Origin of the sequence: Agromyces laixinhei (assembly GCF_006337065.1) — a bacterium.
Lineage (GTDB): Bacteria > Actinomycetota > Actinomycetes > Actinomycetales > Microbacteriaceae > Agromyces > Agromyces laixinhei.
Map to the genome: position 1 here is coordinate 260,744 of NZ_CP040872.1, position 24,311 is coordinate 285,054.

Consider the following 24,311-nt stretch of genomic DNA (forward strand, 5'->3'; position numbering starts at 1 on the left):
GATTCAGTGGGTCAGCGCTGGGCGCCGCGCACCCGACGCGTCACGACGATCGCACCGGCGCCGAGCACCATGAGCGCGAGGGCCGCGAATCCGATGCCGAGCTCGACGCCCGTCTCAGCGAGCTGCGGGCCGGTCGCGGCCGGAGCGGGAGCCGCGGGAGCCGGCACGACAGGAGCCTGAGCCTCGGTGACCGACACGTAGGCCTCCGCCGCGCGCTCGCTCTCTTGTCCGGCCAGGTTGATGTGGAGCCCATCTCCGACCTTCGCGCCCGCGAGCGCGAGGACGAACGACCCGGCGCCCGCATCGTCTGCTGCGGCTTCGCCATCGACGACGGTCAGGTCCCCGGCGACAAAGAGCTCACCCGAATACCGAACGGCTTCACCGGGCTGGAAGCCCGCGAACTTCACCGTGATGCCGGCCGCGAGGCTCTCGGGCGAAACGGCATCGGGCAACGTGATTGAGGTGCCAGCGGTGATCGTCAAGGCAACCCAGTTCGAGTAGACGTTCGCACCGTCAACGGACTGGGAAGCTCCGACCGAGTACTTCGGGTATCCGTCCGCGTCGGGAATGACGGCCACATTCGTCGGCGTGACATGCGTGCTGATGTTGCCCGCTGCGTCTGCGACGACTGGCGACCCGAGAGTCGCACCCTCGCCTGAGGATGGCCCGCTGGAAATGCTGAGCTGCAGGTTCACGTCCGCGCCGGCCGTGAAGCCCGAGCCGGTGACGGTGAAGCCGTCCTCCCAGTCGCCTGCGGGGAAGCTGGTCTGGTCGAGTTCGATGACGGGGGCGGGCACTTCTTCGGCTGCAGCCGGCGAGGCCACTGCGAAGCCGGCGAGCACGAGGCCGGCAGCGGCGGCGAGGGCGCCGGTGCGGAGACGGAATGTGGAGATTGCCACTGGGGAAAGTCCTTCGGTTCGGGTGCGGAGTCGACGGAACCCGGAAGGGTACCGTCGATGATCCTATCGAAACGGAGTGATTCATCCGAATGGGGAGTACTCCCCATGTCACACGTCGTGCGCGTGTCATGGCATGCCGCGCGAAACGCGCGACTCAGTGCACGTACTCGAGCAGATCGAGGCCGACCTGGCGCATGCCGTCGAGCACCGCGAGACGCGACGAGATCATCGTGTCGGCGTAGTACATCGACACGGCATACGAGACGCTCGCCCGAGGGCCGCGAAGCACGCCCACCTCGCTGCGCACGCCGACGTCGGTGCCGGTCTTGTTCATGAGCAGCACATTGTGGTCGGGTTCGCGGTGCGCGAGCGGGTCGAGCCCGAATGCGCTCGCGACCATCGACAGGTCGGCGTTCAGCGAGAGCCAGCCGACGACGCGCTGCGACACCTCGGGCGAGACGATCTCGCCGCGGGCGAGCGAGGCGAAGAGCCAGGTCAGTTCTTTCGCCGGCCCGATCGAGAGTTGCGGGGCGTCATCGGGTCCACGGTGATCGCGAACGAGGTCGAGCAGCGCCGTGCGCGTGAGACCGAGCGCCTCGGTGCGGGCGCGCACGGCTTCGAGGCCGATGTGGCGGATGAGCACGTTCGTCGCGAGGTTGTCGCTCGTCGCCCCGACGAGGGCCGCGAGGTCGGCCAGCGGAAGCGACGGCGACTGCAGGTGCTGCCAGATGCCCGAGTCGCCGACCGCGTCGCGCGGGGCACGATCGAGCACGGTGAACGACTCGCTGCTGTCACCCACGAGCCGCGACGCGACCTCGACGAGCAGCAGCACCTTGCCGATCGACGCCGTCGGCATCACGACATGGTCGTCGACCGAGAAGAGCACCTTGCCGGTCGCGAGGTCGGTGGCCCGAGCCGAGACCTGCACACCCGCGATGGCGAGTTCGCCGAGTGCGTCGAACCCACGGGCGAAGTTCTCGCCCGCATCGTCGGTGCGATGCTTGCCGCGCCGGATGTCACTATGCCGTGCGCGCCGCTCCGATCCTTGAGACGACGTCACCACGGTGATTCCACAGCCTTCCCTCACGGTCGGCGCTCCCCCACCGCGAAGCGGCGCGCTCGAGATGTCTCGATTGTCTCTTCGACTACCAGATCGTCACACGCTCGGCCGGGTCGAGCCAGAGCGCGTCGTCGGGAGTCACTTCGAAGCTAGCGTAGAACTCCTCGATGTTCCTGACGATCTGATTGCAACGGAACTCGTTCGGCGAGTGCGGATCGATCGCGAGCAGGCGGATGACCTCCTCGTCACGGCCCTTCATCTGCCAGGCCTGAGCCCACGACAGGAAGAAGCGCTGCGCGGCGGTCAGTCCGTCGATCACGGGGCCCACGTTCGACCCTCCCTCAGCGCCCTGCACCGACAGCACATATGCCTTCCAGGCGATCGCGAGGCCGCCGAGATCGCCGATGTTCTCTCCGATGGTGAGCGCCCCGTTGACGCGGTGGGGCCCGCTCGATCCGGCCGCCTCCCCCGAGGCATCCGTATCGCCGTCGCCTGCGGCCTCGCCGTCGCCTGCGGCCTCGAGCTGTGCCGGAACCAGCGCGTCGTACTGGGCGATGAGCGCCGACGTGCGCTCTTCGAACGCGGTGCGGTCGGCTTCCGTCCACCAGTCGGTGAGGCGGCCGTCGCCGTCGTACTTCGAACCCTGGTCGTCGAAGCCGTGCCCGATCTCGTGCCCGATGACCGCGCCGATCGCGCCGTAGTTCGCCGCGGCATCGCGCTCGGCGTCGAAGAACGGGTATTGCAGGATCGCGGCCGGGAAGACGATCTCGTTGAACCCCGGGTTGTAATAGGCGTTGATCGTCTGCGGCGTCATGAACCACTCGTCACGGTCGAGCGGTCTGCCGATCTTGCCGAGCTCGCGGTTGAACTCGTACTCGGCCGTGGCGCGCACGTTGCCGACGAGGTCGTCGGTGATCTCGAGCACCGAGTAGTCGCGCCACTTCACGGGGAACCCGATCTTCGGCGTGAACTTCTCGAGCTTGTCGAGGGCCTTCGCACGGGTCGCGTCGCCCATCCACTCGAGCCCGCCGATCGACTGGCGGTAGGCCTCGACGAGGTTCGCGACGAGGTCGTCCATCGCCTCCTTCGCCGCAGGCGGGAAGTGCCGCTCGACGTAGATGCGGCCCACCGCCTCACCCATGGCCCCCTCGACGAGCGAGACGCCGCGCTTCCAGCGCTCGCGCATCTGCGGGGTGCCGGTGAGCGTGCGGCCGTAGAAGTCGAAGTTCGCCTCCACGAAGTCGTTCGAGAGGTACGCGGCGCTGCCGCGCACGATCTGCCAGGCGAGCCAGTCCTTCCACGCCGGCAGGCGGTCTGCGGTCAAGAGAGCGCCGAGGCCCTGCACGAACGAGGGCTCGCGCAGCACGATCTCGTCGAACGCGCCGGCCGGCACGCCCATCGCGTCGCGCCAGGTGTTCAGGTCGACGCCCTGAGCCTGCCGAACGGATGCCTCGGCCACGGCGTCGCTCCACGAGAACAGGTTGTAGGTCTTCTCGCTGTCGCGAGTCTCGACGTTGCTCCAGTGAGCCGCAGCGATGGCGGTCTCGAGCTCGAAGATGCGGGCGGCACGTTCTTCGGATGCGTCGAGCTTCGCGAGCCGCAGCATCCGCTCGAGGTGTGCACGGTACGCGCCGCGGACCGATTCGAACCGCTCCTCACGGAAGTAGCTCTCGTCGGGCAGCCCGATGCCGCCCTGCTCGACGAAGACGAGATAGCGCTCGGGATCGCCCGGGTCGTTGTCGACGTAGAGCTGCAGGAATCCGGGCACGCCCTGGCGCTCGAGCCGGCCGAGGGTGGCGAGAAAGGCGTCGACCGAGTCGATGAGGTCGACCTCGACGAGCTGGCCGGCGATCGGGGTGGCGCCGAGGAGGTTGGCATGCTCCTCGTTCATGAAGCTCGCGTAGAGGTCGCCGACCTTGCGCGCCTCGGTGCCGGGCTCGGCGTCCTGCGACTCCTCGATGATCTCGCGCACGGCCTGCTCGGCCTCCTCGTGCAACACGAGGAACGAGCCGTACCTTGCCTTGTCGGCCGGGATCTCGGTGCGCTCGATCCACCTGCCGTTGACATGGCGGAAGAGGTCGTCTTGCGGCCGGATGCCCGCATCGAGTTCGTCCTGCGTGATTCCTGAGGGCAGCGCGGTCATTCCTCCAGCCTATGCGGCGGCCCGGTGCAGGGGCACGCGTGCGAGTCGAAGCCGCGTGAAACTCCCAGCCGACGGCGTCGGCGGTGTCGGTGTCGGTGTCGTCCGGCGCCCGTAGGCTCGAGACGCCCATGAACGAACCCAGCCGCGAACCCCTGGCGGATCGCACGCGCGCGACCGTCGATCGCGACATCCTGCGCCTCGCGGTGCCCGCGCTCGGCGCCCTCATCGCCGAGCCGCTCTTCCTCCTCGCCGACACCGCGATGATCGGCCACCTCGGGGCCACGCCCCTCGCCGGCCTCGGACTCGCGAGTGCGGTGCTGCAGACGATCATCGGCCTCATGGTCTTCCTCGCCTACGCGACGACGCCGGCGGTCGCGCGCCGAGTCGGGTTCGGCGATGTGCGGGGTGCGGTCGCCTCGGGCATCGACGGGCTGTGGCTCGCGCTCGGCATCGGCGCCGTGCTGGCCGTCGCCGGATGGTTCGCCGCGCCCGTGCTCGTCGGGCTCTTCGGCGCGTCCGAGGCGGTGACGGCCGAGGCATCCGTCTACCTGACGATCTCGATGGCCGGCCTCCCGGCGATGCTCATCGTGTTCGCGGCGACCGGGCTCCTCCGCGGGCTCCAAGACACGCGCACGCCGCTCTGGGTCGCCGGCATCGGCTTCGCCGTGAACATCGCCCTCAACTACCTCTTCATCTACGTCGCCGGGTGGGGCATCGCGGGCGCGGCCGTCGGCACGGTCGTCGCGCAGTGGGGCATGGTCGCCGTCTACCTCGTCGTCGTCGCCCGGCATGCCGCCCGCGCCGGTGCGAGCCCGTGGCCGCATCATGCGGGAGTGCTGCGCGGAGCGACATCCGGCGGCTGGTTGTTCCTGCGCACGTTGAGCCTGCGCCTCGCGCTGCTGCTCGCGACGTGGGCGGCGACGTCGCTCGGCTCGAACGAGCTCGCCGCGTTCCAGGTCGCGATGACGATCTACTTCACGATCGGCTTCGCGCTCGACGCCCTCGCGATCGCCGCACAGGCCCTCGTCGGCCGCGATCTCGGCGCGGGCGACGTCGCCGGCGTGCGCGCGGTGCTGCGCCGGTGCCTGCAGTGGGGCGTCGGCAGCGGGGCCGTGGTCGGCGGCCTGCTGCTTGCGACGGCCTGGGTGCTGCCGGGGCTGTTCACGAGCTCAGCGGATGTCGCGGCGCTCCTGCCCCCGACGCTCGTCGTGCTCGCGCTCTCGGCACCGCTCGGCGGCATCGTCTTCGTGCTCGACGGCGTGCTCATCGGCGCGGGCGATGCCAGATACCTCGCCTGGACGGGCATCGTGAACCTCGCCGTGTTCGTGCCGCTGGCTTTGTGGGTCGTCGCCGTCGCTCCGGCCGGCGCTGCCGGGCCGGCGTGGCTCATGGCTGCGTTCGCGATCGGCTACCTCGGCGCGCGGGCGGTCACGCTGGGGCTCAGGGCGCGGGGTGCGGCGTGGATGGTCACCGGCGCCGGGCGGTAGGCGCGGGGCGGGCACGGGCGGGCTCCGTCGGAGGTCACGGGTTCCGTCGGAGGTCACGGGTTCCGTCGGAGGTCACGGGTTCCGTCGGAGGTCACGGGTTCCGTCGGAGGTCACGGGTTCCGTCGGAGGTCACGGGCTCCGTCGGAGGTCACGGGCTCCGTCGGAGGTCACGGGCTCCGTCGGAGGTCACGGGCTCCGTCGGAGGTCACGGGTTCCGTCGGAGGCAGCGGGGGCGCGTCCTCCGACGTGATTCATTGCCTCCGACGCGGGCGGGCGACGCGGGCGGGCGACGCGGGCGACGCGAGTCGGCGACGCGGGCGGGCGACGCGAGTCGGCGACGCGGGCCGCGGCGGCGATCAGGCCTCTGCGTCGTCCAGCCACTCCCGAGCCGCGGCGACGAGCGCGGCCACTCCCACGTCGAGGGTCGGTTCGATGAGCGGCGCGAAGAACGGCGAGTGGTTCGAGGGGAGGTCTTCGGGCATGCGGCCCGTGGTGAGAGCGTCGCCGAAGAGCGAGGGGTCCGAGCCGCCGAGGAACCAGTACACGAGCGGCACGCCGGCGGCGGTGGCGAGCACGCCGACGTCTTCACTGCCCGAGATCACGCCGGGGTCGATGATCCGCTGCGCGCCGAGCACCTCGCGCAACGCCTCCGACGTGCGCTCGGTCGCCGCCGGGTCGTTGACCGTGACCGGGAACCGCTCCTCGTAGTCGAACTCGGGTTCGCGAGGCGCCCGCGCCGACACGGCCTCGGCCCGGGTGATGCGCTCGATCGCCGAGAGCACCTTCGTGCGCACGGTCTCGTCGAAGGTGCGCACGCTGAGTCCGAGGGTCGCCTCCGCCGGGATGATGTTGTTCTTCAGGCCCGAGTGGATCTGGCCGACCGTCACCACCGCGGCATCCGTCGCTGCCAGCTCGCGCGAGACGACGCCCTGCAGACGCACGACCGTCGATGCCGCGAGATAGGCGGGGTCGACCGTCGTCTCGGGGCGAGAGCCGTGGCCGCCGGTGCCGTGCAGCCGGATGGTGAGCGAGTCGGCACCGGCCATCGCGACGCCCCCGCGCACCGCGACGAACCCGGCGGGGAACGGCGCGACGTGCTGCCCGAGCACGATGTCGGGCTTCGGCACCCGGTCGTAGAGTCCGTCGGCGATCATCGCCTCGGCGCCGCCGCCCCACTCCTCGGCGGGCTGGAAGAGTGCCACGAGGGTGCCCGACCACGCGGCGCGGTCGGCGACGAGTCGTTCGGTCGCGCCGAGCAGGCACGTGACGTGCACGTCGTGACCGCACGCGTGCATGACCGGCACGTCGTGCCCGTCGGCGTCGGTACCGCGCGCCGTGCTCGCGTACGGCAGATCCGTCGCCTCGAGCACGGGTAGTCCGTCCATGTCGGCGCGGAGCAGCACGATCGGGCCGTCACCGTTCTCGAGCACGCCGACGACTCCGGTGCGGCCGATGCCGGTGGTCACCGTCAGCCCGAGCGCTGCGAGCGTCTCGGCGACGATGCCGGCGGTTCGATGCTCCTGGAACGAGAGCTCGGGGTTGGCGTGCAGATCGCGATAGACGGCGGCGAGATCGAGAGTCATGGGGGCCAGCCTACGGGCGACGTTCGGCCCGATCACTCGGCGCGCTCGGCGCGCCATTCGACGAGCAACTCGGGCATGCGACGCTGGATGAAGGCGAAGAAGTCGCTCATCTCCTCGATGCGCTGCGAGGCGAGCGAGGCCGGGTCGTCGATCGCTGCGACGGCCTTCGACGCGAGCGCCTCGAGGTGGTCGTACAGCGGGTTCGCACCCATCGTGACCGTGTACCACGCATGCTCGGGCAGTTCGTAGAGCACCCGGCGCGACCCCGGCTGCGAAACCCGGCGCACCATGCGCAGCGTCTGCAGGTACCGCACCGCCCCGGAGATCGCCGCGGCGCTGGCGACGAGCCGGTCGCCGAGCTCCCGCGCGGTGAGGCCGGTCGACTCGGCGGCGATGAGCGCCATCAGCACGCGAGCCGGCATGCGCGGGAAGCCCGCCTCGGCCATCGCCGCGGCGGACTGCTCGACGAACTCGTGCATCGCCTGTTCGTCTCGCGCCATGCTCCCCATCCTCACAGAACCGGCGAGGCCCTGAGCGGATGCCCCGCGCCCGCGTTCACCCGCCGAGTGCCAGATCTCGTCGCCGCACGAGGGCCGCCGCCCCCGCCGCCGCGACGACCGCGATGCCCGTCATCACCCACGCCGCGGTCCAGTCGATCGCCTCGGCCGTGACGATGGGCGTGTGGCTGAAGGGCGAGACGTCGCGCAGCCACTCGGGCAGCCCGAAGAGCCCGCCGAACTGGCCGAGCACGATCGCGACGAGCAGCACCGCCCAGCCGAGGGCGATCGAGGCCCGCGGCAGCACCGCGAAGACGAGTGCCGCGACCGCGACGATCACGAGGCAGGCCGGCAGTTGGGCGAGCCCGGCCTCGGCGACGATCGACATGCGCTCACCGGCATCCGGCGACCCGATGAGGCCCACGAAGGCGCCGAGCACGGCGAAGGCGAGCACCGCGGCGACCGAGACGGCGCCGATCAGGAGGTAGGCCGAGAACCAGCGGAAGCGGGAGACGGGCGCGGCGAGCACGAGCTCGGCCGTGCCGCCCGCCTCGTCGTGCCTGGCGCGCATGACGGCCTGCACCCCGCCGACCGCGGCGAGCACCCCGACGAGGCCGAAGAGGCCGGTCGTGAAGAGGTCGATCAGTCCGCCCTCGGCGTTCGGGCCGGCGAGGGCGGCGAGGGTGTCGCTGATCGCCTGCCCGGCCTCCTCACCGTCGGGCGTGTTCACGAGGTCGACCACCGTCTGCCCCACGGCGCCGAGCACGAGGCCGAACAGCGCTCCGCCGACGACCCAGCCGATGACGGGGTTGCGCAGCGCGCGCCAGACGAGGCCGATCGGGCCTGCGAGACTCAGCGGCGCGTGCAGGCGCCCGGCTCGCTCGGGAACGATGCTCGAGTCGAGGTCGCGGTGCGACTGCAACCAGGCCGAGGCGGCGAAGAGCACGCCCCCGAGACCGACGCTCAGCAGGAGCGGCCAGACCAGCTGGTGCGTGTAGGGCGCCACGGCCTGCCCCCAGCCGATGGGGCTCAGCCGGCTCCACCAGCCCGCCTCCATGCTGAGGCCGTCGGGCTGCACGGTGCCCGTCGCGTCGCCCATCGCGCGCAGGGCGTAGCCGGCGGTGACGATCGCGGCCGCAAGGCCGTTGGCGCCGCGGGAGGTGCGCATGAGCTGGGCGCACGCGAGCCCGACGCCGAGATAGGCGATGCCCACGGCCGACATGGCAGCTCCGTAGAGCACGGCGCCCGAGGCATCCGCCCCGTACGCCCAGGCCACGCCGCCCATGATCACCCCGACTGCGATACTCAGGATGACGCCCTCCAGCGCCGTCGCGAGAAGCGGCGCGATGCGGCCCGCGGGTGTCGAGCCGACGAGTTCGGCGCGGCCCGCCTCCTCGTCGCCGCGCGTGTGACGCACCGCGAGGAAGGTCATCATGAGGCCGATCAGAAGCCCCAGAAACCCGAACAGCAGGAAGAACTGGAACGCGTCGGGCGCGGTGCCCTGCGGCGTGCCGCGGAGCATCAGGATGGCCGGGCTCATGATCACGAGCCTGATGACGCTCGCGCGCTCGGCGGCGTCGCCGTAGGTCTCGGTGACGGCGAAGTGGCCGACGACCTCGAGCAGCGCGAAGAGCGCGAGCCACACGATGATCTGAACCCGGTCGCGGCGGAACCGCGCGAGCAGCAGCGTGGGCAGGGTGTTCATCGCACGCCCTCGAGGCTCGATCGGGCGGGCCGCGACTCGCCTGCCTCGTCGTGATAGTGCCGCATGAACAGCTCCTCGAGCGAGGGCGGGTTCACGGTGACGCCCGTGGCGCGCAGGCGGCCGAGGGCGGCGAGCACCTCGGGCATGGCGTCGGAGTCGGCGGTGAAGCGCACGCGACTGCCGTCGACCACGAGGTCGTGCGCGCCCGGGATGGTCGCGAGGCCGGCCGGGTCGAGCCCTTCGCCGGCGAAGGCGATCTCGGTGCGCGTGAGGTGGCGGAGCTCGGCGAGCGTGCCCGTCTCGACGGTGCGCCCGGCGCGGATGATGCTCACCCGGTCGCACAGGTGCTCGACCTCCGAGAGGATGTGGCTCGACAGCAGCACGGTCGCCCCGTCGCCGAGGAGTGCCGTGATCTGCTGCCGGAAGACCGCCTCCATGAGCGGATCGAGGCCCGAGGTGGGTTCGTCGAGGATGTAGAGGTCGGCGGGCGTCGCGAGAGCGGCGATGAGCGCGACCTTCTGCCGGTTGCCCTTGGAATAGGTGCGGCCCTTCTTCGAGGGGTCGAACTGGAAGGCCTCGGCGAGGTGCTCGCGCCGGGCCGCGTCGGCGCGCTTGTCGGTCGCACCGCCGCGCAGGCGTGTGAGCAGGTCGATCGACTCGCCGCCCGAGAGGTTCGGCCAGAGGTTGACGTCGCCCGGCACGTAGGCGATGCGGCGGTGGAGCTCGATGGCGTCGCGCCACGGGTCGCGGCCGAAGAGGGTCGCCGTGCCTCCCGACGAGCGGATGAGCCCGAGCAGCACGCGAATCGTGGTGGACTTCCCCGCGCCGTTGGGGCCGAGGAACCCGTGCACCTCGCCGGCTTCGACGCTGAGGTCGAGCCCGTCGAGTGCGTGTACGCGGCCGAAGCGCTTCTCGAGGCCGCGAGTTTCGATGACGGTGTCCATGGTGCTGACACTACGCCCGTTTCACAAATTTGTGAATCTTCTTAACGGATGTCGGGCGGGCCCGACGCCGGATGCCGCGGGCGCGCCGTCGTGTCGCCGACATGCAGCGTGCTCGTGAAGCACCGCGACGCGGGCGGCTCCCCCGAGAGCAACTGCACGACCGCCTCGCCGGCGGCTCGGCCCTTCGCCACCGAGGGCTGCGCGAGCGTCGTGAGGTCGTGCTGCAGGCCGTCGACCCGAATGCCGTCGAAGCCGAGCACGCTGAGGTCGGCGGGCACCGCCAGGCCGAGTTCCTCGGCCGCCTGGATGACGCCCGCGGCGAGCAGGTCGCTCTGCGCGATGATCGCGGTCGGGCGCTCGGCAGGATCGGCGAGCAACGCCCGTGCGGCTTCGAGTCCCTCCTCGATCGAGCTCGCACCCGCGACCCGACCGCCGGCGTCGGGGAAGATCTCCCTCGCACCCGCGAGTCGCTGACTCGCCGTGGCCGCGGTGCTCGCCCGAAGCAGTTCGTCGGTGATCGGCCCCCGCGTGCGCGCGGCGTCGACGGGCAGCGTGACGATCGCGACACGGGTGTGCCCCAGTTCGCGAAGGTACTCGGCGCCGCGCCGCGTCGCCGCCCGATTGTCGATCGAGATCTCGGGGATGTCCTCACCGGTCGCGCCCTCGATGGCGACGGCCGGGATGCCGCGGCGGCGCAGCGCCTCGATCGAGTCGGCGAGGCGCGGGCTGCAGCCGATGAGCACGACGGCGTCGACGGGCGCACTCTCGATGCTGACGGCGTTCTCGCCCTCGGCGCCGGTATCGGTGAGCAGCAGCAGGCCGGCGCCGAGTGAGGCGATGCCCTCGGAGATGCCGTCGAGCATCTGGATCTTCACGGGGTCGAGGAACGCCGCGCGCACGCGCTCCTCGAGCACGACGCCGACGATGCCCGAGCGCCCGCGGCGAAGCGACCGGGCGCGCGGATCGGGGCCGGCATAGCCGAGCTCGGATGCCGCGGCGAGCACTCGCTCTTTCGTGGCATCCGACACGGGGCCCGATCCGCTGAACGCGAGCGACGCCGTGGACGGCGAAACGCCGGCGCGGGCCGCGACATCGACGAGCGTCGGGCGGGAAGCTGCTTCGGCCTGCATGTGCCCGAGTCTAGGCCGAATCGATTCGACTGCCACAGGCAACGCGGATGCCGCCCGTCGTCACGCCGAAGCGGACACCTCGTCACGCGCCGCGACGAACGCTTCGACGCATCGGCGGATCTCCTCCTCGGAGTGCGCCGCCGAGAGTTGCACGCGAATGCGCGCGGCCCCTCGTGGCACCACCGGAAAGCTGAACGCCGTCACGAACACTCCTCGCGCCTGCAACGCATCGGCGATCCGGGCGGTGAGCGCAGCGTCGCCGAACATCACCGGCACGATCGGGTGCTCACCGGGCAGCAACTCGAAACCGGCATCCGTCAGCAGCGAACGGAAGAGCGCCGCGTTCGACTGCAGCCGCGACCGCAACTCGCCCGAGCCGGCGACGAGCGAGAGCGCCTCGATCGTGCCCGCCACGATCGCCGGGGCGAGCGTGTTCGAGAAGAGGTACGGGCGCGCGCGCTGGCGCAGCAGCTCGACGATCTCCTTCCGCGCCGACACATAGCCGCCGGATGCCCCGCCGAGCGCCTTGCCGAAGGTGCCGGTCGTGATGTCGACTCGGCCCTCGACGCCGCATTGCTCGGGCGTGCCGCGGCCATGCGCACCCACGAAACCCACCGCGTGCGAGTCGTCGACGAAGACGAGCGCGTCGTACCGGTCGGCGAGATCGCAGATCTCGGCGAGGGGCGCGAGGTAGCCGTCCATCGAGAACACGCCGTCGGTCACGATCACACGGCGACGGGCATCGGATGCCGCGACCAGCTGCGCCTCGAGGTCGGTCATGTCGCGGTTCCTGTACCGATACCGCTGCGCCTTCGAGAGTCGGATGCCGTCGATGATCGAGGCGTGGTTCAGCTCGTCGGAGATGATCGCGTCGTCGGGGCCGAAGAGCACCTCGAAGACGCCGCCGTTCGCGTCGAAGCACGACGAGAAGAGGATCGTGTCGTCGTAGCCGAGGAACTCGGAGACGCGTCGCTCGAGCTCGAGGTGCAGCTCTTGCGTACCGCAGATGAATCGCACACTCGCGAGGCCGTACCCCCACTCGTCGAGCGCCCGATGCGCCGCCGCGACGATGCGCGGGTCGTTCGCGAGACCGAGGTAGTTGTTGGCGCAGAAGTTCAGCACCTCGCGCCCCGCGACCTCGATCTCGGACGACTGCGGGCCGCGGATGCCACGCTCGCGCTTGGTGAGCCCTGCGGCCTCGATCTCGTCGAGCTCGGCCCGCAGCTGGTCCTTCACCGTTCCGTACATGTCTAGAGCTCCGTCCAGTCGAGGATGACCTTGCCGACGCCGCCCGACGCGGCCGCATCGAACGCCGTTCGCCACTCACGCGCGGGGTAGCGGTCGCTGATGATCGAGGCCACGCGGTCGCGAAGCGAGGCGCTCGACTGCAGCATCGCGCTCATCGAGTTCCACGTCTCGAACATCTCGCGACCGTAGATGCCCTTCATCGTGAGCATGTGGGTGACGACCTTGCCCCAGTCGATCGCGAACGGCTCGGCTGGCAGGCCGAGCAGCGCCATCCGCCCGCCGTGGTTCATGTTCTCGATCATCTCGGGCAGCGCCTTGGCCGAGCCCGACATCTCGAAGCCGACGTCGAAGCCCTCGCGCATGCCGAGGCGCCGTTGCGCGTCTCGGATGCGTTCGCGCGAGACGTCGATCGCGGCGTCCGCCCCCATCTCGAGCGCAAGCGACAGGCGCGCCGGCGAGACATCCGAGGCGACGATGTAGCGGGCGCCGACGTGCCGGGCCACCGCGATCGACATGAGCCCGATCGGGCCGCAGCCCGCGACGAGCACGTCTTCGCCGACGATCGCGTAGGCGAGCGCGGTGTGCACCGCGTTGCCGAAAGGATCGAAGATCGCGCCGACGTCGGGGTCGACCTCGTCGTGGTGCACCCAGACGTTCTCGCCGGGGATGACGATGAACTCCGCGAATGCGCCGTCGCGGTGCAGGCCGACGCCCTTGGTGCGGATGCACATCTGACGGCGGCCGGCGCGGCAGTTGCGGCACATGCCGCACACGATGTGCCCTTCGCCCGAGACGCGGTCGCCGACGGCCACGTCGTGCACGAGGGGCCCGACCTCGACGACCTCGCCGAAGAACTCGTGGCCCGGAATGAGCGGTGCGGCGATCGTGGACGCCGCCCAGTCGTCCCACGTCTCGATGTGCAGGTCGGTGCCGCAGATGCCGGTGCGCAGCACCCGGATCTTCACGTCGGCCGGGCCGATCACGGGCTCGGGGCGATCGACGTATTCCAGGCCGGCGCCGGGGGCGGGTTTGTAGAGGGCCTTCATCGAGAGACTCCGTTGTTCAGTACACGAACCGCTGGGTGCGGCGGTTCATGCAAGTGGCCCGGTGGGTGCGCCGGATGACTCAGCCATCGTATCGGCGCGGTGCCGGATGCTCGGGCCGGGATGAGTGGGGCCGGCCGCATCCGCCGCCGCCCGCCGCCACCCGCCGCCGCATGCCGCAACCCGCCGCCGCTTGCTTGCGACTGCCTGCCGCCGCATGCTTGCGACCGCCTGCCGCCGGCTGCTTGCGACCGCCGGAGCGTGCGGTTAGTGTGTTCGAGCCGGTAGAGTCGAATCGATTCGACCCTCCGCGGAAGAGAGACAGGCAGCATGACGACCCCGAGCCACGCGGCGCAGCCGACCCGTGCGAGGCGCGAGCTCACCGCCTGGCGCAACGCCATCTTCGCGATCTTCTTCCTCTCGGGTCTGAGCCTCGCGAGCTGGGTGGCACGGCTCCCGGCGATCCGCGACGACCTGCACCTCAGCACGCAGGGCGTCGGGCTCATCATCCTCACCGGCTCGATCGGCTCGATTCTCGGTCTCATCGCCGCGCCGTGGCTCATGGCCCGCATCGGTGCGCGGCACGGCATGTCGGCGGTGCTCGTGACGGTCGCGGTGGGCCTCGTGTTCGTCGGCGTCGGCGGATCCGTCATCTCTTCGGTGCCGCTCGTGGCGGCCGGCCTCGTGCTGTTCGGCTTCGGCAACGGCGCCGTCGACGTGATGATGAACGTCGAGGGCGCCGAGGCCGAACGTGAGCTCGGCAAGACCGTGATGCCGCTCATGCACGCGTTCTTCAGCTTCGGCACGGTTGCCGGCGCTGGGCTCGCGGCCGCGGCATCCGCCATCGCGCTCCCGGTGTGGGCGCACCTGAGCGTCATCTCCCTCGTGCTCGCCATCGCCGTCGTCGTCGCCGTGCGCTTCGTTCCCGTGCGCGAGGAACTCGGCGACGACCCGCACGACGATGCCCCGCGCGACCCCTGGACAGTGCGGATCAAGCGGAGTCTCAGCGTCTGGGCCGACGCTCGCCTCCTGCTCATCGGCGTCGTCATGCTCGGCATGTCGTTCGCCGAGGGCAGCGCGAACGACTGGCTCGCCCTCGCGGTCGTCGACGGGCACGGCTACGACGAGACCACCGGCGCCGCCATGTTCACGGTGTTCACGATCGCGATCACGGGAGCCCGCGTGCTCGGCGGACGCTTCATCGACCGGTTCGGTCGTGTGGCGATGCTGCGCAGCATGTCGATCATCGGCGTCGCGGGACTCGCCCTGTTCATCTTCGCGAGCGAACCGTGGCTGCTCATCGTCGGCACGGTGCTCTGGGGCATCGGCTGCTCCCTCGCGTTCCCGGTCGGCATGTCGGCCGCCGCCGACGTGCCCGATCGAGCGGATGCCGCGGCGCGCGTCAGCGCGGTCGCGATGATCGGCTACTGCGCGTTCCTCGTCGGTCCGCCCCTCATCGGCTTCCTCGGCGAGCACTTCGGAATCCTGAACGCGATGCTCGTGCTGCTCGGCCTCATGGCGCTCGCCGGCCTCGCCGCGCCGGCAGCGAGAGAGCGGTCGCGCTGACCGCGCGACCGCTCTCTCAACCTGACGCTACGCCTCCCCGAGGCTCATCCGAGCCTCGTCACTGACACGTCGCCGCGTCGTACGCCGCATCGATCGACGTCGTCACCGACGCCCCGTCGATCGTCGCGGTCGCGTCGAAGGTCACCGTTCCGGCCGGCACGTCAGCCGCCCGGGTGGTGAACGCGTGCACGGCGCTCTTGCCCGGGGCGACCGACGCGAACGACTTGGTGCCGTACGCCGACTCGATCGTCAGGGCCAGCGGAACGTCCTCGCTGTTCGTCGCCTTGGCCGAGACGTAGACCTTGCCGGCGATGCACCGGGTCGACGCCACGGTCGACACGTCGAGCGAGGTGCCGGGCAGTGTTCCGCCGATGTTGATCTCCGCGGCACCGCCGAAGGCGTTGCCGGCCAGCGAGTTGAGCCCGACGAGCTTCACGTAGCGCCCCCGCGTGACCTCGAGGGCCACGTTCTGCGGCGTCGTGGCCGTCGAGAACGAACCCGTCGCCACCGGTTCGCCCCACGTCACGCCATCGGTCGACACGAACACCTCGTAGTCCTTGAACACCGAGTTGACGTTGTTCTGGCGGCGCACGTACTGCAGGCCGCTGACGTCGTACTCGGTACCGAGGTCGATCGTGATGTGGTGCGGGAACGCGGGCTGCGCCCCCTGCCACTGCGTGTGCCAGAACGTCGCGGGGTCGCCGTCGATCGCGTTCTCGGCAGCACCGTCTTCGCCGACCGTCTCCTCGCTGTCGACATCGGCGATGCTGAGCGTCGACTGGTCGATCAGGTCGGGCAGCGGCTCCACGTCGGAGTCGATGACCACGGATGCCTCGGCGGTGCGAGTGCCCTCGACGGCCGTCACGGTTGCCGCACCGGCCTCCGTTGCGGCCGGGATCGGCACGTAGCCGTCGAAGGTGCCGACGGCCCCGGTGCGAACCGAGCCGAACGGCGTGCCGTCGATGCGCAGCTCCACGAACTGGCCGTCCTCGAAGCCGTCGAGCTGCACCCGGGTCCAGTCTCCGGCGACCAGGTCGGCTCCGCCGTCGCCGATCACGAGCTCGGGGTCGGTGGTGGGCGAGAACGGCTCGGCCGGCAGCGCCGCGTCGGCCGCGACGCCGACCTCGACCGGAGTCGAGGCCGCCAGTCCGCCGCTCGTCTCGAGGGTGCACGACTCTGCGGCAGTGAAGGTGCGTGATGCGGTCGCCGTGTAGAGGCCGGCGCCGTGCACGGGGTCGCGTGCCTGGTCGGTCGTGAAGACGATCGGCGTCGTGCCCGACGGGCAGGCGAGCTGCGCCGTCACCGGCTCCGTGATCGACGAACGGCTCGCCGGGTCGCCGTCACTCGTCACGGTGTCGGCCGCGATCGTCGCGCCGTCGACCGAGAGCTTCGTGCCGGGGGCCGCGATGCTGCCCACGGGCCAGCCGGCCTCGGATCCGGTGCGAGCGGTGAGCTCCGCGCCGGCGACGGACGCATCCCACGTGGCACGCGCCGACTCGTAGTAGTTGCTTCCCTCGACGGTCAGACGAGCGCCGAGCTGGCCGAGTCGCTGCGTGAAGTCGTCGACGTTCTTCGCGTCCTGCGCCGTCCAGCCCGTCTCGAGCACGGAGATGGCACGCGGAAGCACGAGGAACTCGGACTGGTCGCCGCCGCGCACGGTCTCCGACCACAGCGGCGCCTCGACGCCGAGCACGCCGGCTTCCGGAATGCCTCCGGAGACCGTGGTCGTCGGATCCCAGTCGTAGTAGCGGTCGAAGTCGCAGCTGCCCGAGCACGCCCAGCTGAGGCCGATCGGCGTGCTGGCGTCGTACTTCTGGTCGACGTAGGAGCCGCCGGCCGCTGAGACGACCGCCTTGCCGCCCTTGGCCACGAAGTCGCGCACCCAGTCGCCCGAGCCGATCCAGTACTGCACGACGGACCCGTCCCAGTAGCCCTCGCCCTGGCTCAGCCCGGCCTCGGCGTACTCGCTCCAGCCGATCGTGCCCACTCCGGTGGCTGCGCGCACGCGCGGCACCACCTGGGTGACGAAGTCGACGAAGCGGTCGTGGCCCATGTCGTGCGATTCGTCGCCGCCGATGTGCACGTAGTCACTGCCCGACATCTCGGCGAGCTGCGAGAACACGTGCTCGACGAAGACGTAGCTGAGTTCGTGCTGCTCGTCGAGGGCCGAGTAGCCCACGCTGCCCGTGCCGTTCCACGGCACGACGCCGGTCTCGGGGTTCTTCGCCGGGAGGGAGCGTGCGGTGTTCAGTTCGGGGATCGCGTGCAGCGCCGCATTCGTGTGGCTCGGCACATCGACCTCGGGCACGATCGCGACGTGGCGGTCGCGGGCGTAGTCGACGATCTCGGCGAAGTCGGCCTGCGTGTAGTAGCCGGTGTGCCCGATCTCGCCGTGATACCAGGTCTGGCTCATCGCCGTCTTGCCCGAGACATCCGTCAGCTTGCTGTAGTCGATCGGGTCGCCGGCGGCCTTGCCGTCGTTGGTGATCTCGATGCGCCATCCCTGGTCGTCGGCGAGGTGCATGTGCAGCGTGTTCATCTTGACGCCGGCGAGCGTGTCGATCTGCGCCTTGATCTCGTCGACGGTCTGGAACGAACGCGCGACGTCGATCATCACGCCGCGGTACGCGAACCGGGGTGCATCGCCGATCTCGACGGCGGGCACGGTGAGCGGCGTCGTCGTCGGGGTCTCGGATGCCGCCCACACGGGCAGCAGTTGCCGCAGCGTCTGCACGCCGTTGAACACGCCGTGGCCGGTGCTGCCGGTGATGGAAACGCCCGACGCGGAGCTCTCGAGGAGGTACGCCTCGTCGGCGACGTCTTCGCCCTCGCCCCCCGCGGGGTAGTCGGCGGCGGGGTCGACGCTGAGGGTGATGTCACCGTCACCGTTCGACGTCTCATCCACGGGGATGGGGAATCCGGTGGCGCTGCGCAGCTGCTCGGCGAGCAGCTCGGCAGGCCCGGCCGCATCGCCGGATGCCACGATGGCGGAGTCCGGCGCGATCGTGAACGACTCTGCATCGAGCTGCTCGACCGACACCGGCTTCGGCACCAGTGGAAGCACCGCCGCCGGAGCCTGCTCGGGGCCGTCCCAGACTTCGAGCTCCCAGAGCGACACGCCGTAGAGCTGGCCGCCGATGGGCGTGCGGGCGATGGTCTGCATCCGCACGTGCTGGTATGCGGTCGCCGGGTCGGCCGATGCGCCGATCGTCTGCGTGTCCTCGGTGCCGCACACGGGTGCCACGGTGCCGGTCGCGTCGACCCACGTCGTGCCGTCGGTCGAGACCTGGAGCTTGTACTGCGCGGCGCAGGCCGACTCCCAGTGGATGTCGACGTGGTCGATCACCGTCGGCGCGGCAAGCTTCACGGTGATCCAGGCCGAGTCGGAATAGTTCGACGACCACCGGGAGGTGTTCTGGCCGCCCGGCCCGGAGGTGATGCCGTCGATCACCTTCTCGGGAGTCCACCCGTAGCTGCCGTTGCCTTCGCTGCCGGAGGCCGTGACGGTTCCCCCGGCACTGGCCAGCGCCACGTTCGCGCCATCGCCTTCTGCCGCGGTCGCCGTCGAGGCCGGCGCGAACGTGGCGATGGCCGCGGTGATCACCAGCGCGGCGGCGAGGGCCATGCCGCACACGGTGCGGCCGGATCGTCTGAACGTTGTATCCAACGTCTGCTCCACTTCGTCGTGAGGATGAGTCCGATCATCAGGAACTGCGCGAAACTGAGTGTTTCACGCGCCTTGCAGTCGGTATCGATCAAAAGGTAGCGACGAGAATGCAGGTTTGTATACCCTCCATACAAAAGTCGTTATCGAATCGTTATATTCCGCACCCACCGTAGACTGATCCGGTGCGTCTCGTCATCGCCCGCTGCTCCGTCGACTATGCGGGGCGCCTCGCAGCCCACCTCCCCCTCGCCACTCGCCTCCTCATGGTCAAGGGCGACGGCAGCCTGCTCGTGCACTCCGACGGCGGCAGCTACAAGCCGCTCAACTGGATGAGCCCACCGTGCACCCTCTCGACGCTCGAGCCCGACGACGATCAGCGCGCCGCCGGCATCGTCGAGCTGTGGAAGGTCGTGCACCAGAAGACCGCCGACCAGCTGATCGTGTCGATCCACGAGGTGCTGCATGACTCTGCGCATGCGCTCGGCGTCGACCCAGGTCTGCAGAAAGACGGCGTGGAGGCGCACCTGCAGAAGCTGCTCGCCGAGCAGATCGAGCTCCTCGGCGACGGCCATCGGCTCGTGCGCCGCGAATACATGACGGCGATCGGCCCGGTCGACATCCTCGCGACGGATGCCTCGGGCGCCTCGGTCGCCGTCGAACTCAAGCGTCGCGGTGACATCGACGGCGTCGAGCAGCTCACCCGCTACCTCGAGCTCATGAACCGCGACCCGCGGCTCGCGCCGGTGACCGGGATCTTCGCGGCGCAGGAGATCAAGCCACAGGCCCGGACCCTCGCAGAGGACCGCGGCATCCGTTGCGTGGTGCTCGACTACGATGCGATGCGCGGGGTCGACGACGGGCATTCGCGGCTGTTCTGAACGACGCTCGGCCCCCGCATGGCCGCCGCAGAACCGCTGCCCGCCCGGCCGTCGCCGAAGCTGAGCACCATTCGGATTTTCGCGCCCTAGTATGTCACGATGACTTCCGAGACCCTGACGACGCCGCCGACCCAGGCGTTGACCCGCACCTGGTCTGCCGTACTGTTCGACCTCGACGGCACGATCGTCGACTCCGCATCCGACATCACCGCGTCGCTCGCGCACATGTTCGCCGAGCTCGGCCTGCCCGTGCCGTCCGACGACGAGCTGCGCGCCTTCGTCGGCCCGCCACTGCTCGACAGCCTCCGCATGACCGCCGGATTCACCGACGCCGATGCGTGGGAGGCGTTGAACGTCTACCGCGACCACTACGGCCGGCACGTGCTGCGCTCGCCCGTCTTCCCCGGCGTCGCCGGCGTGCTCGAGCGCCTGCATGCGGCGGGCGTGCCCGTGGCACTTGCGACGTCGAAGCCCGAGTCGATGGCCCGCAAGGTGCTCGACCACGCCGGCCTCAGCCGGTACTTCACCGTCATCGCGGGCGCGAGCGACGACGAGGAGCGCAGCACCAAGGCCGACGTCGTCGCCGAAGCACTGCGCCGCCTGCACGAAGCGGGCGTCAACACCGAGCACGCGGTGATGGTCGGCGATCGCGGCTACGACACGCTCGGTGCGCTCGCGAACGGCGTGCCGACTATCCTCGTCGAGTGGGGCTACGGCTCACCGGCCGAGGCCGGCGACGCCTTGGCGGTCGTGCATTCCACCGACCAGCTGCGCAATCTGCTTCTCGGCTGAGCCTCAGACGGCAGCCGGTCAGTAGCCGGATGTCGCGGGCGCGACCTCGACGGTGAACGAGACCGTGTCGCCGGTCTCCCCGTTCTCGAGGGTGACCCCGGTCGACCCCTCGGCGATCGCCGTGATGCCGGGGTTGAACTGGGCGCTGCCGTCGTCGCGGCCGGGAGTGAACCGTGCGATCGCGGGATCGTCGATCTCCGCGGTCCACTCGGTATACGTCTCGTCGTCTCCGGTGAGGTCGATCACGTTGCCCTCGACGACCTCGATCGACGTGCCGTCGATCTCACCCAGGTCGACCACGACGGGTGCGGGCAGTGTGTCGCTGCCCGCGGTGCATGCGGTGAGCCCGACTCCGCTCACGGCGACGACGAGCAGCAGACGGAGTACCGCGCCGCGCCGAGCGCGGCGCATCCGCATGTTCGCATCCGACCGTTCGACCATCAGAGACCCCCTCGCCCGCCGATTCGTTCAGCGTAGACCGAGCGGATGTCACGGGGCCATCCCACCCGAACGGCGACGCGTCTCGGAACTCATGGCGAACTCATATCGTGATGCTTCCTCAGGTTCCGCGAGCGCAAAAATCTCCCCCATTCGGGTGTCATTCGCGTGTGATCGACGTGATTCGCGAACCTCACGCAACAGACCCGCGTCGTGCTCCGAATCACCTCCACAGCTCTTCCAAAGGTTCGGGCTGCACGGCAGTATTCCGTGTACGTCCGCCCACCGGCGGACGTTGTTCGCGCCCGGCAGCCACCTCCGCTGGGCGCTTGAAAGGAGAAGCATGTCTGGATTCACGGGCCGCGCGCGGATGCGCGCGGCTGCGGCCATCCCGGTATTCGCGCTCGCTGCCACCGGTCTGGTGGCATTCGGCGCGACCGGGGCGGTCGCTGCTGAATCACCGGTCTCACCGCCGGTGATCAGCGACTCCGAGTACTACATGAACTACGTCGAACCGCGAGTCGAAGAAGCCTTCGGCGACGACGTGCAGGTCGAGACCGGGGCCGGAGCAACGGAGCTCGCCCCCGACGCGCGCAGCGTGTCCGACCGGGCAGTCGCGTACGACCAGAAGTTCGCCGAGGGCAATCCCGTCGCAGCGAAGGAGCTGGCGGAGCTCGAGGCGGAGTCGGTCGAGACCGGCAAGAGCCCGCGCGAGCTGAAGCAGGAGCGCGGCCACCGCGGCAAGCCCTGGCACCACAAGAAGCCCGAGTACAAGCAGGCCGAGACGACGCAGGAGGCGAAACTCCTCACGATCCTCGTCGAGTTCAACGATCAGGCGAACGACGACTTCGGGGCGAGCATGGTGCCCTCCGAGTTCGGCTCGGAGACCTGCGTGCCCGGCAACGTGCAGAACGGCCCGCTCCACAACGGCATCCCGAACCCCGCCGATTACGAACTCGAAGACAACAACTCGATGTGGGTACCCGATTTCTCGTCGGAGCACTTCAACAAGATGCTCTTCAGCGAAGAAGGCATCACCGAGCGTGTCCGCAAGGACCTTCGGGGCCCCGACCACCGGCGCGGCATCGACATCTCGGGTTACACGATGAAGAACATGTACGAGGAGATGTCGCACGGCGCGTACACGGTGACCGGCGAGGCCACCCCGTGGATCACCGTGCCGCACTCCGAGGCCTGGTACGGCGCGAGCCGCTGCTTCGAGACCGCTCCCGGCGTGTGGGAGACCGGCGAGATCCAGGATCAGCAGGGCCACCCCGACAACCCCAAGGGCCCCGGCCAACTGCCGATCGACGCGGTCGAGGCACTCGCCACCGCACAGCCCGACTTCCCGTGGTCGGAGTACGACATCGAAGACCAGGGTGACCGCGACGGCGACGGCGACGTCAACGAGCCCGACGGCGTGATCGACCACGTCGTGCTCGTGCACGCCGGCGAAGACAAGTCCGGCGGCGGCGGCGCACAGGGCACCTACGCCATCTGGGCGCACTCCTCGGCCGTGGCCGGCGGCGCCGACATCCCCGGCACCGACCTCAAGCTGTCGAACTACATCGTGCAGCCCGAGGACTCGGGGGTCGGCGTGTTCGCACACGAGTACGGACACGACCTCGGTCTTCCCGACCTCTACGACACCTCGAACCAGGGCAACTCCGACATCGACTTCTGGGACCTCATGAGCTCCGGCTCGCACGCCGGCCCCATCTTCCAGTCGATGCCCACGCACATGGGCGTCTGGGACAAGTGGGTGCTCGGTTGGGTCGACCCGGTCGAGATCAACCCCGGTGACGCGCCGACGACGGTGCGGGTCGGCCAGAACTCGCGCCCACTGGTGGGTACGGAGGACGGCGTGAAGATCAACCTGCCTGACAAGGTGATCACGCTCGCCACCCCTGCCAGCGGCGAGAACATGTGGTACACCGGTGCCGATCAGAATTGGGGCGACATCCGCATCGTCCGCAACGTCGAGGTGCCCGCCGACGCGAAGTTCTGGATGCAGAACAACTACGTGATCGAACAGGACTGGGACTTCGGCTTCGTCGAGATCTCGACCGACGGCGGCACCACGTGGACCGATCAGAAGGTGTACGCCGAAGACGGCACCGAGGTGACGACGCCCGACGGCTACCCCGACCCGAACGGCAACCTGCACACATTCGGCGACCGCAAGTACGGCCTGACCGGCACCTCGGGCGGCTGGGCACCCCAGTACGTCGACCTCTCGGCGTACGCCGGGCAGACGATCGGCCTCCGCCTGCGGATGGCCACGGATGCCGCCTTCCAGGAGCGCGGATGGTTCGCCGACGACTTCGCCGTCACGAGCGGAGCCGAGACGGTCTGGAGCGACGACGTCGAGAGCGGCGACAACGGCTGGACCGCCGAGGTCGACACCTTCGTCGACACGACCGGGCCCGGCTGGCGCATCGACACCGGCACCTCGAACAAGGCGCAGTACTACATGGTCGAATGGCGCAACTTCGACGGCTTCGACGAGGGCCTCGAGTACGGCTACAACTCGGTCTACAGCGACGGAGCGTGGAAGGTCGAGAAGCTCGCCTACAACGCCCCCGGTGCCCTGGTCTGGTATCGCGACACGACGTACGGCAACACGAACCACGTGCGATCGAACCTGACGGCGATGCCGAGTGGCGGCGCGAAGGGCGGCCTGCTGCTCGTCGACAGCCACTTCGACCCGCTGCGCCGCACGGGCAGGGCGGCCGATGCCGACCCGTCGATCCAGAAGAACCTGCCATCGCGCGCGCAGTCCTCCGACGTCGCGTTCGGTCTCGAGAGAACGCACCGGTTCACCGAGTGCTTCACCGGCGCCGACCTGACCGACGAGCACTGCACGAGGGTGCGGGCTCGCAAGGGCGTCTCGACATTCACGGACAACCAGGGATGGGCGCCCGGCCTCGAGTACATCGCAACGGGTGACCCCGAGACCGAGGGCTTGTACTGGCGCAACCCCGATGGCTCCGCCGTGGTGCCGTCGGTCGGCGACGCACCGTACTCGACTCGGGTCGTGGACTTCGACGGCAGCCCGCTCCTCGAGTACTACGGAGCCCCGATCGGCGCCATGGTCGGCGGCTCGGGCAACCCGGCCGACGACGGCGTGGGGTACGGCACCGTGGTCTCGGTCGAGAAGGCGTTCAAGCGCAACACCTCGGCGCTGATCAGCATCACGCCTCCGCGGGCAGGCTGATCGAGCACCACCGC

17 protein-coding genes are annotated in these 24,311 nt (G+C 69.9%); 5 read left to right on the top strand and 12 right to left on the bottom strand.

Features of this window, described 5'->3' with window-relative positions:
• Positions 1 to 11 precede the first annotated feature (11 nt).
• The 3 genes from FHG54_RS01285 to FHG54_RS01295 all read right to left on the bottom strand — a co-directional run bounded on the left by FHG54_RS01285 (position 12) and on the right by FHG54_RS01295 (position 4,102).
• Positions 12 to 899 carry a hypothetical protein gene (locus tag FHG54_RS01285; protein WP_139415539.1) on the bottom strand — a complete coding sequence of 296 codons (888 nt, stop codon included), beginning with the start codon at positions 897 to 899 and terminating at the stop codon, positions 12 to 14.
• 154 nt (positions 900 to 1,053) lie between these two features.
• Complete coding sequence (locus FHG54_RS01290) at positions 1,054 to 1,959, bottom strand: serine hydrolase (protein ID WP_232331670.1); 906 nt, start codon at positions 1,957 to 1,959, stop codon at positions 1,054 to 1,056.
• Positions 1,960 to 2,044: 85 nt separating this feature from the next.
• Positions 2,045 to 4,102: a M13 family metallopeptidase gene (locus FHG54_RS01295; RefSeq protein WP_139415541.1), complete on the bottom strand. Its 2,058-nt coding sequence runs from the start codon at positions 4,100 to 4,102 to the stop codon at positions 2,045 to 2,047.
• Positions 4,103 to 4,230: 128 nt separating this feature from the next.
• Here FHG54_RS01295 and FHG54_RS01300 point away from each other — a divergent pair, with 128 nt between their 5' ends.
• The gene (locus FHG54_RS01300; RefSeq protein WP_139415542.1) at positions 4,231 to 5,589 is read left to right on the top strand and encodes an MATE family efflux transporter; all 1,359 of its coding nucleotides are present in this window, start codon (positions 4,231 to 4,233) and stop codon (positions 5,587 to 5,589) included.
• Positions 5,590 to 5,945: 356 nt separating this feature from the next.
• On the opposite strand, the gene FHG54_RS01305 is transcribed toward FHG54_RS01300, so the two are convergent.
• From FHG54_RS01305 to tdh, 7 genes are read right to left on the bottom strand one after another with little or no spacing between them, the layout of a single operon-like run.
• A complete protein-coding gene (locus FHG54_RS01305) occupies positions 5,946 to 7,172 on the bottom strand; it encodes an amidohydrolase (RefSeq protein WP_139415543.1) in 1,227 nt (408 codons plus the stop codon).
• A gap of 32 nt (positions 7,173 to 7,204) precedes the next feature.
• Positions 7,205 to 7,672: a GbsR/MarR family transcriptional regulator gene (locus FHG54_RS01310; RefSeq protein ID WP_139415544.1), complete on the bottom strand. Its 468-nt coding sequence runs from the start codon at positions 7,670 to 7,672 to the stop codon at positions 7,205 to 7,207.
• 55 nt (positions 7,673 to 7,727) lie between these two features.
• Positions 7,728 to 9,374, bottom strand: coding sequence for an ABC transporter permease (locus FHG54_RS01315; RefSeq protein WP_139415545.1), 1,647 nt, complete (start codon positions 9,372 to 9,374; stop codon positions 7,728 to 7,730).
• Positions 9,371 to 10,318 (bottom strand): ABC transporter ATP-binding protein, encoded by a 948-nt coding sequence (locus FHG54_RS01320; RefSeq protein ID WP_139415546.1) that lies wholly within the window; start codon positions 10,316 to 10,318, stop codon positions 9,371 to 9,373. Before FHG54_RS01320 ends, FHG54_RS01315 begins: the two co-directional genes overlap by 4 nt.
• 41 nt (positions 10,319 to 10,359) lie before the next feature.
• Positions 10,360 to 11,448 carry a LacI family DNA-binding transcriptional regulator gene (locus tag FHG54_RS01325; RefSeq protein ID WP_139415547.1) on the bottom strand — a complete coding sequence of 363 codons (1,089 nt, stop codon included), beginning with the start codon at positions 11,446 to 11,448 and terminating at the stop codon, positions 10,360 to 10,362.
• 60 nt (positions 11,449 to 11,508) lie between these two features.
• On the bottom strand, positions 11,509 to 12,696 hold the full coding sequence (locus FHG54_RS01330; protein WP_139415548.1) for a glycine C-acetyltransferase: 1,188 nt from the start codon (positions 12,694 to 12,696) through the stop codon (positions 11,509 to 11,511).
• A 2-nt stretch (positions 12,697 to 12,698) separates the two neighbouring features.
• The gene (gene tdh, locus FHG54_RS01335) at positions 12,699 to 13,742 is read right to left on the bottom strand and encodes an L-threonine 3-dehydrogenase (RefSeq protein WP_139415549.1); all 1,044 of its coding nucleotides are present in this window, start codon (positions 13,740 to 13,742) and stop codon (positions 12,699 to 12,701) included.
• A 327-nt stretch (positions 13,743 to 14,069) separates the two neighbouring features.
• Between tdh and FHG54_RS01340 the strand changes: the two genes are divergently transcribed.
• The gene (locus FHG54_RS01340; RefSeq protein WP_139415550.1) at positions 14,070 to 15,305 is read left to right on the top strand and encodes an MFS transporter; all 1,236 of its coding nucleotides are present in this window, start codon (positions 14,070 to 14,072) and stop codon (positions 15,303 to 15,305) included.
• A gap of 58 nt (positions 15,306 to 15,363) precedes the next feature.
• Here FHG54_RS01340 and FHG54_RS01345 read toward each other — a convergent pair whose 3' ends face one another.
• On the bottom strand, positions 15,364 to 18,930 hold the full coding sequence (locus FHG54_RS01345; RefSeq protein WP_139415551.1) for a family 20 glycosylhydrolase: 3,567 nt from the start codon (positions 18,928 to 18,930) through the stop codon (positions 15,364 to 15,366).
• A 224-nt stretch (positions 18,931 to 19,154) separates the two neighbouring features.
• On the opposite strand from FHG54_RS01345, the gene nucS reads away from it, so the two are divergent.
• Together nucS and FHG54_RS01355 are read left to right on the top strand one after the other, a co-directional pair.
• Positions 19,155 to 19,850 carry an endonuclease NucS gene (gene nucS, locus FHG54_RS01350; RefSeq protein WP_139415552.1) on the top strand — a complete coding sequence of 232 codons (696 nt, stop codon included), beginning with the start codon at positions 19,155 to 19,157 and terminating at the stop codon, positions 19,848 to 19,850.
• Between the two features lie 99 nt (positions 19,851 to 19,949).
• Positions 19,950 to 20,642, top strand: coding sequence for an HAD hydrolase-like protein (locus FHG54_RS01355; protein WP_139415553.1), 693 nt, complete (start codon positions 19,950 to 19,952; stop codon positions 20,640 to 20,642).
• An 18-nt stretch (positions 20,643 to 20,660) separates the two neighbouring features.
• Here the strand turns inward: FHG54_RS01355 and FHG54_RS01360 are convergent, their stop codons facing one another.
• On the bottom strand, positions 20,661 to 21,083 hold the full coding sequence (locus FHG54_RS01360) for a hypothetical protein (RefSeq protein WP_139415554.1): 423 nt from the start codon (positions 21,081 to 21,083) through the stop codon (positions 20,661 to 20,663).
• 340 nt (positions 21,084 to 21,423) lie between these two features.
• Between FHG54_RS01360 and FHG54_RS01365 the strand changes: the two genes are divergently transcribed.
• Complete coding sequence (locus FHG54_RS01365; RefSeq protein ID WP_139415555.1) at positions 21,424 to 24,297, top strand: immune inhibitor A domain-containing protein; 2,874 nt, start codon at positions 21,424 to 21,426, stop codon at positions 24,295 to 24,297.
• Positions 24,298 to 24,311 lie beyond the last annotated feature (14 nt).

Bases quoted from the DNA above. Each gene is read 5' to 3' on its own strand.
- FHG54_RS01360 (WP_139415554.1), bottom strand. From the start codon at position 21,083: ATGGTCGAACGGTCGGATGCGAACATGCGGATGCGCCGCGCTCGGCGC.
- FHG54_RS01305 (WP_139415543.1), bottom strand. From the start codon at position 7,172: ATGACTCTCGATCTCGCCGCCGTCTATCGCGATCTGCACGCCAACCCC.
- FHG54_RS01310 (WP_139415544.1), bottom strand. From the start codon at position 7,672: ATGGCGCGAGACGAACAGGCGATGCACGAGTTCGTCGAGCAGTCCGCC.
- FHG54_RS01295 (WP_139415541.1), bottom strand. From the start codon at position 4,102: ATGACCGCGCTGCCCTCAGGAATCACGCAGGACGAACTCGATGCGGGC.
- tdh (WP_139415549.1), bottom strand. From the start codon at position 13,742: ATGAAGGCCCTCTACAAACCCGCCCCCGGCGCCGGCCTGGAATACGTC.
- FHG54_RS01320 (WP_139415546.1), bottom strand. From the start codon at position 10,318: ATGGACACCGTCATCGAAACTCGCGGCCTCGAGAAGCGCTTCGGCCGC.
- FHG54_RS01365 (WP_139415555.1), top strand. From the start codon at position 21,424: ATGTCTGGATTCACGGGCCGCGCGCGGATGCGCGCGGCTGCGGCCATC.
- FHG54_RS01300 (WP_139415542.1), top strand. From the start codon at position 4,231: ATGAACGAACCCAGCCGCGAACCCCTGGCGGATCGCACGCGCGCGACC.
- FHG54_RS01315 (WP_139415545.1), bottom strand. From the start codon at position 9,374: ATGAACACCCTGCCCACGCTGCTGCTCGCGCGGTTCCGCCGCGACCGG.
- FHG54_RS01330 (WP_139415548.1), bottom strand. From the start codon at position 12,696: ATGTACGGAACGGTGAAGGACCAGCTGCGGGCCGAGCTCGACGAGATC.
- FHG54_RS01325 (WP_139415547.1), bottom strand. From the start codon at position 11,448: ATGCAGGCCGAAGCAGCTTCCCGCCCGACGCTCGTCGATGTCGCGGCC.
- FHG54_RS01355 (WP_139415553.1), top strand. From the start codon at position 19,950: ATGACTTCCGAGACCCTGACGACGCCGCCGACCCAGGCGTTGACCCGC.
- FHG54_RS01345 (WP_139415551.1), bottom strand. From the start codon at position 18,930: ATGGCCCTCGCCGCCGCGCTGGTGATCACCGCGGCCATCGCCACGTTC.
- FHG54_RS01340 (WP_139415550.1), top strand. From the start codon at position 14,070: ATGACGACCCCGAGCCACGCGGCGCAGCCGACCCGTGCGAGGCGCGAG.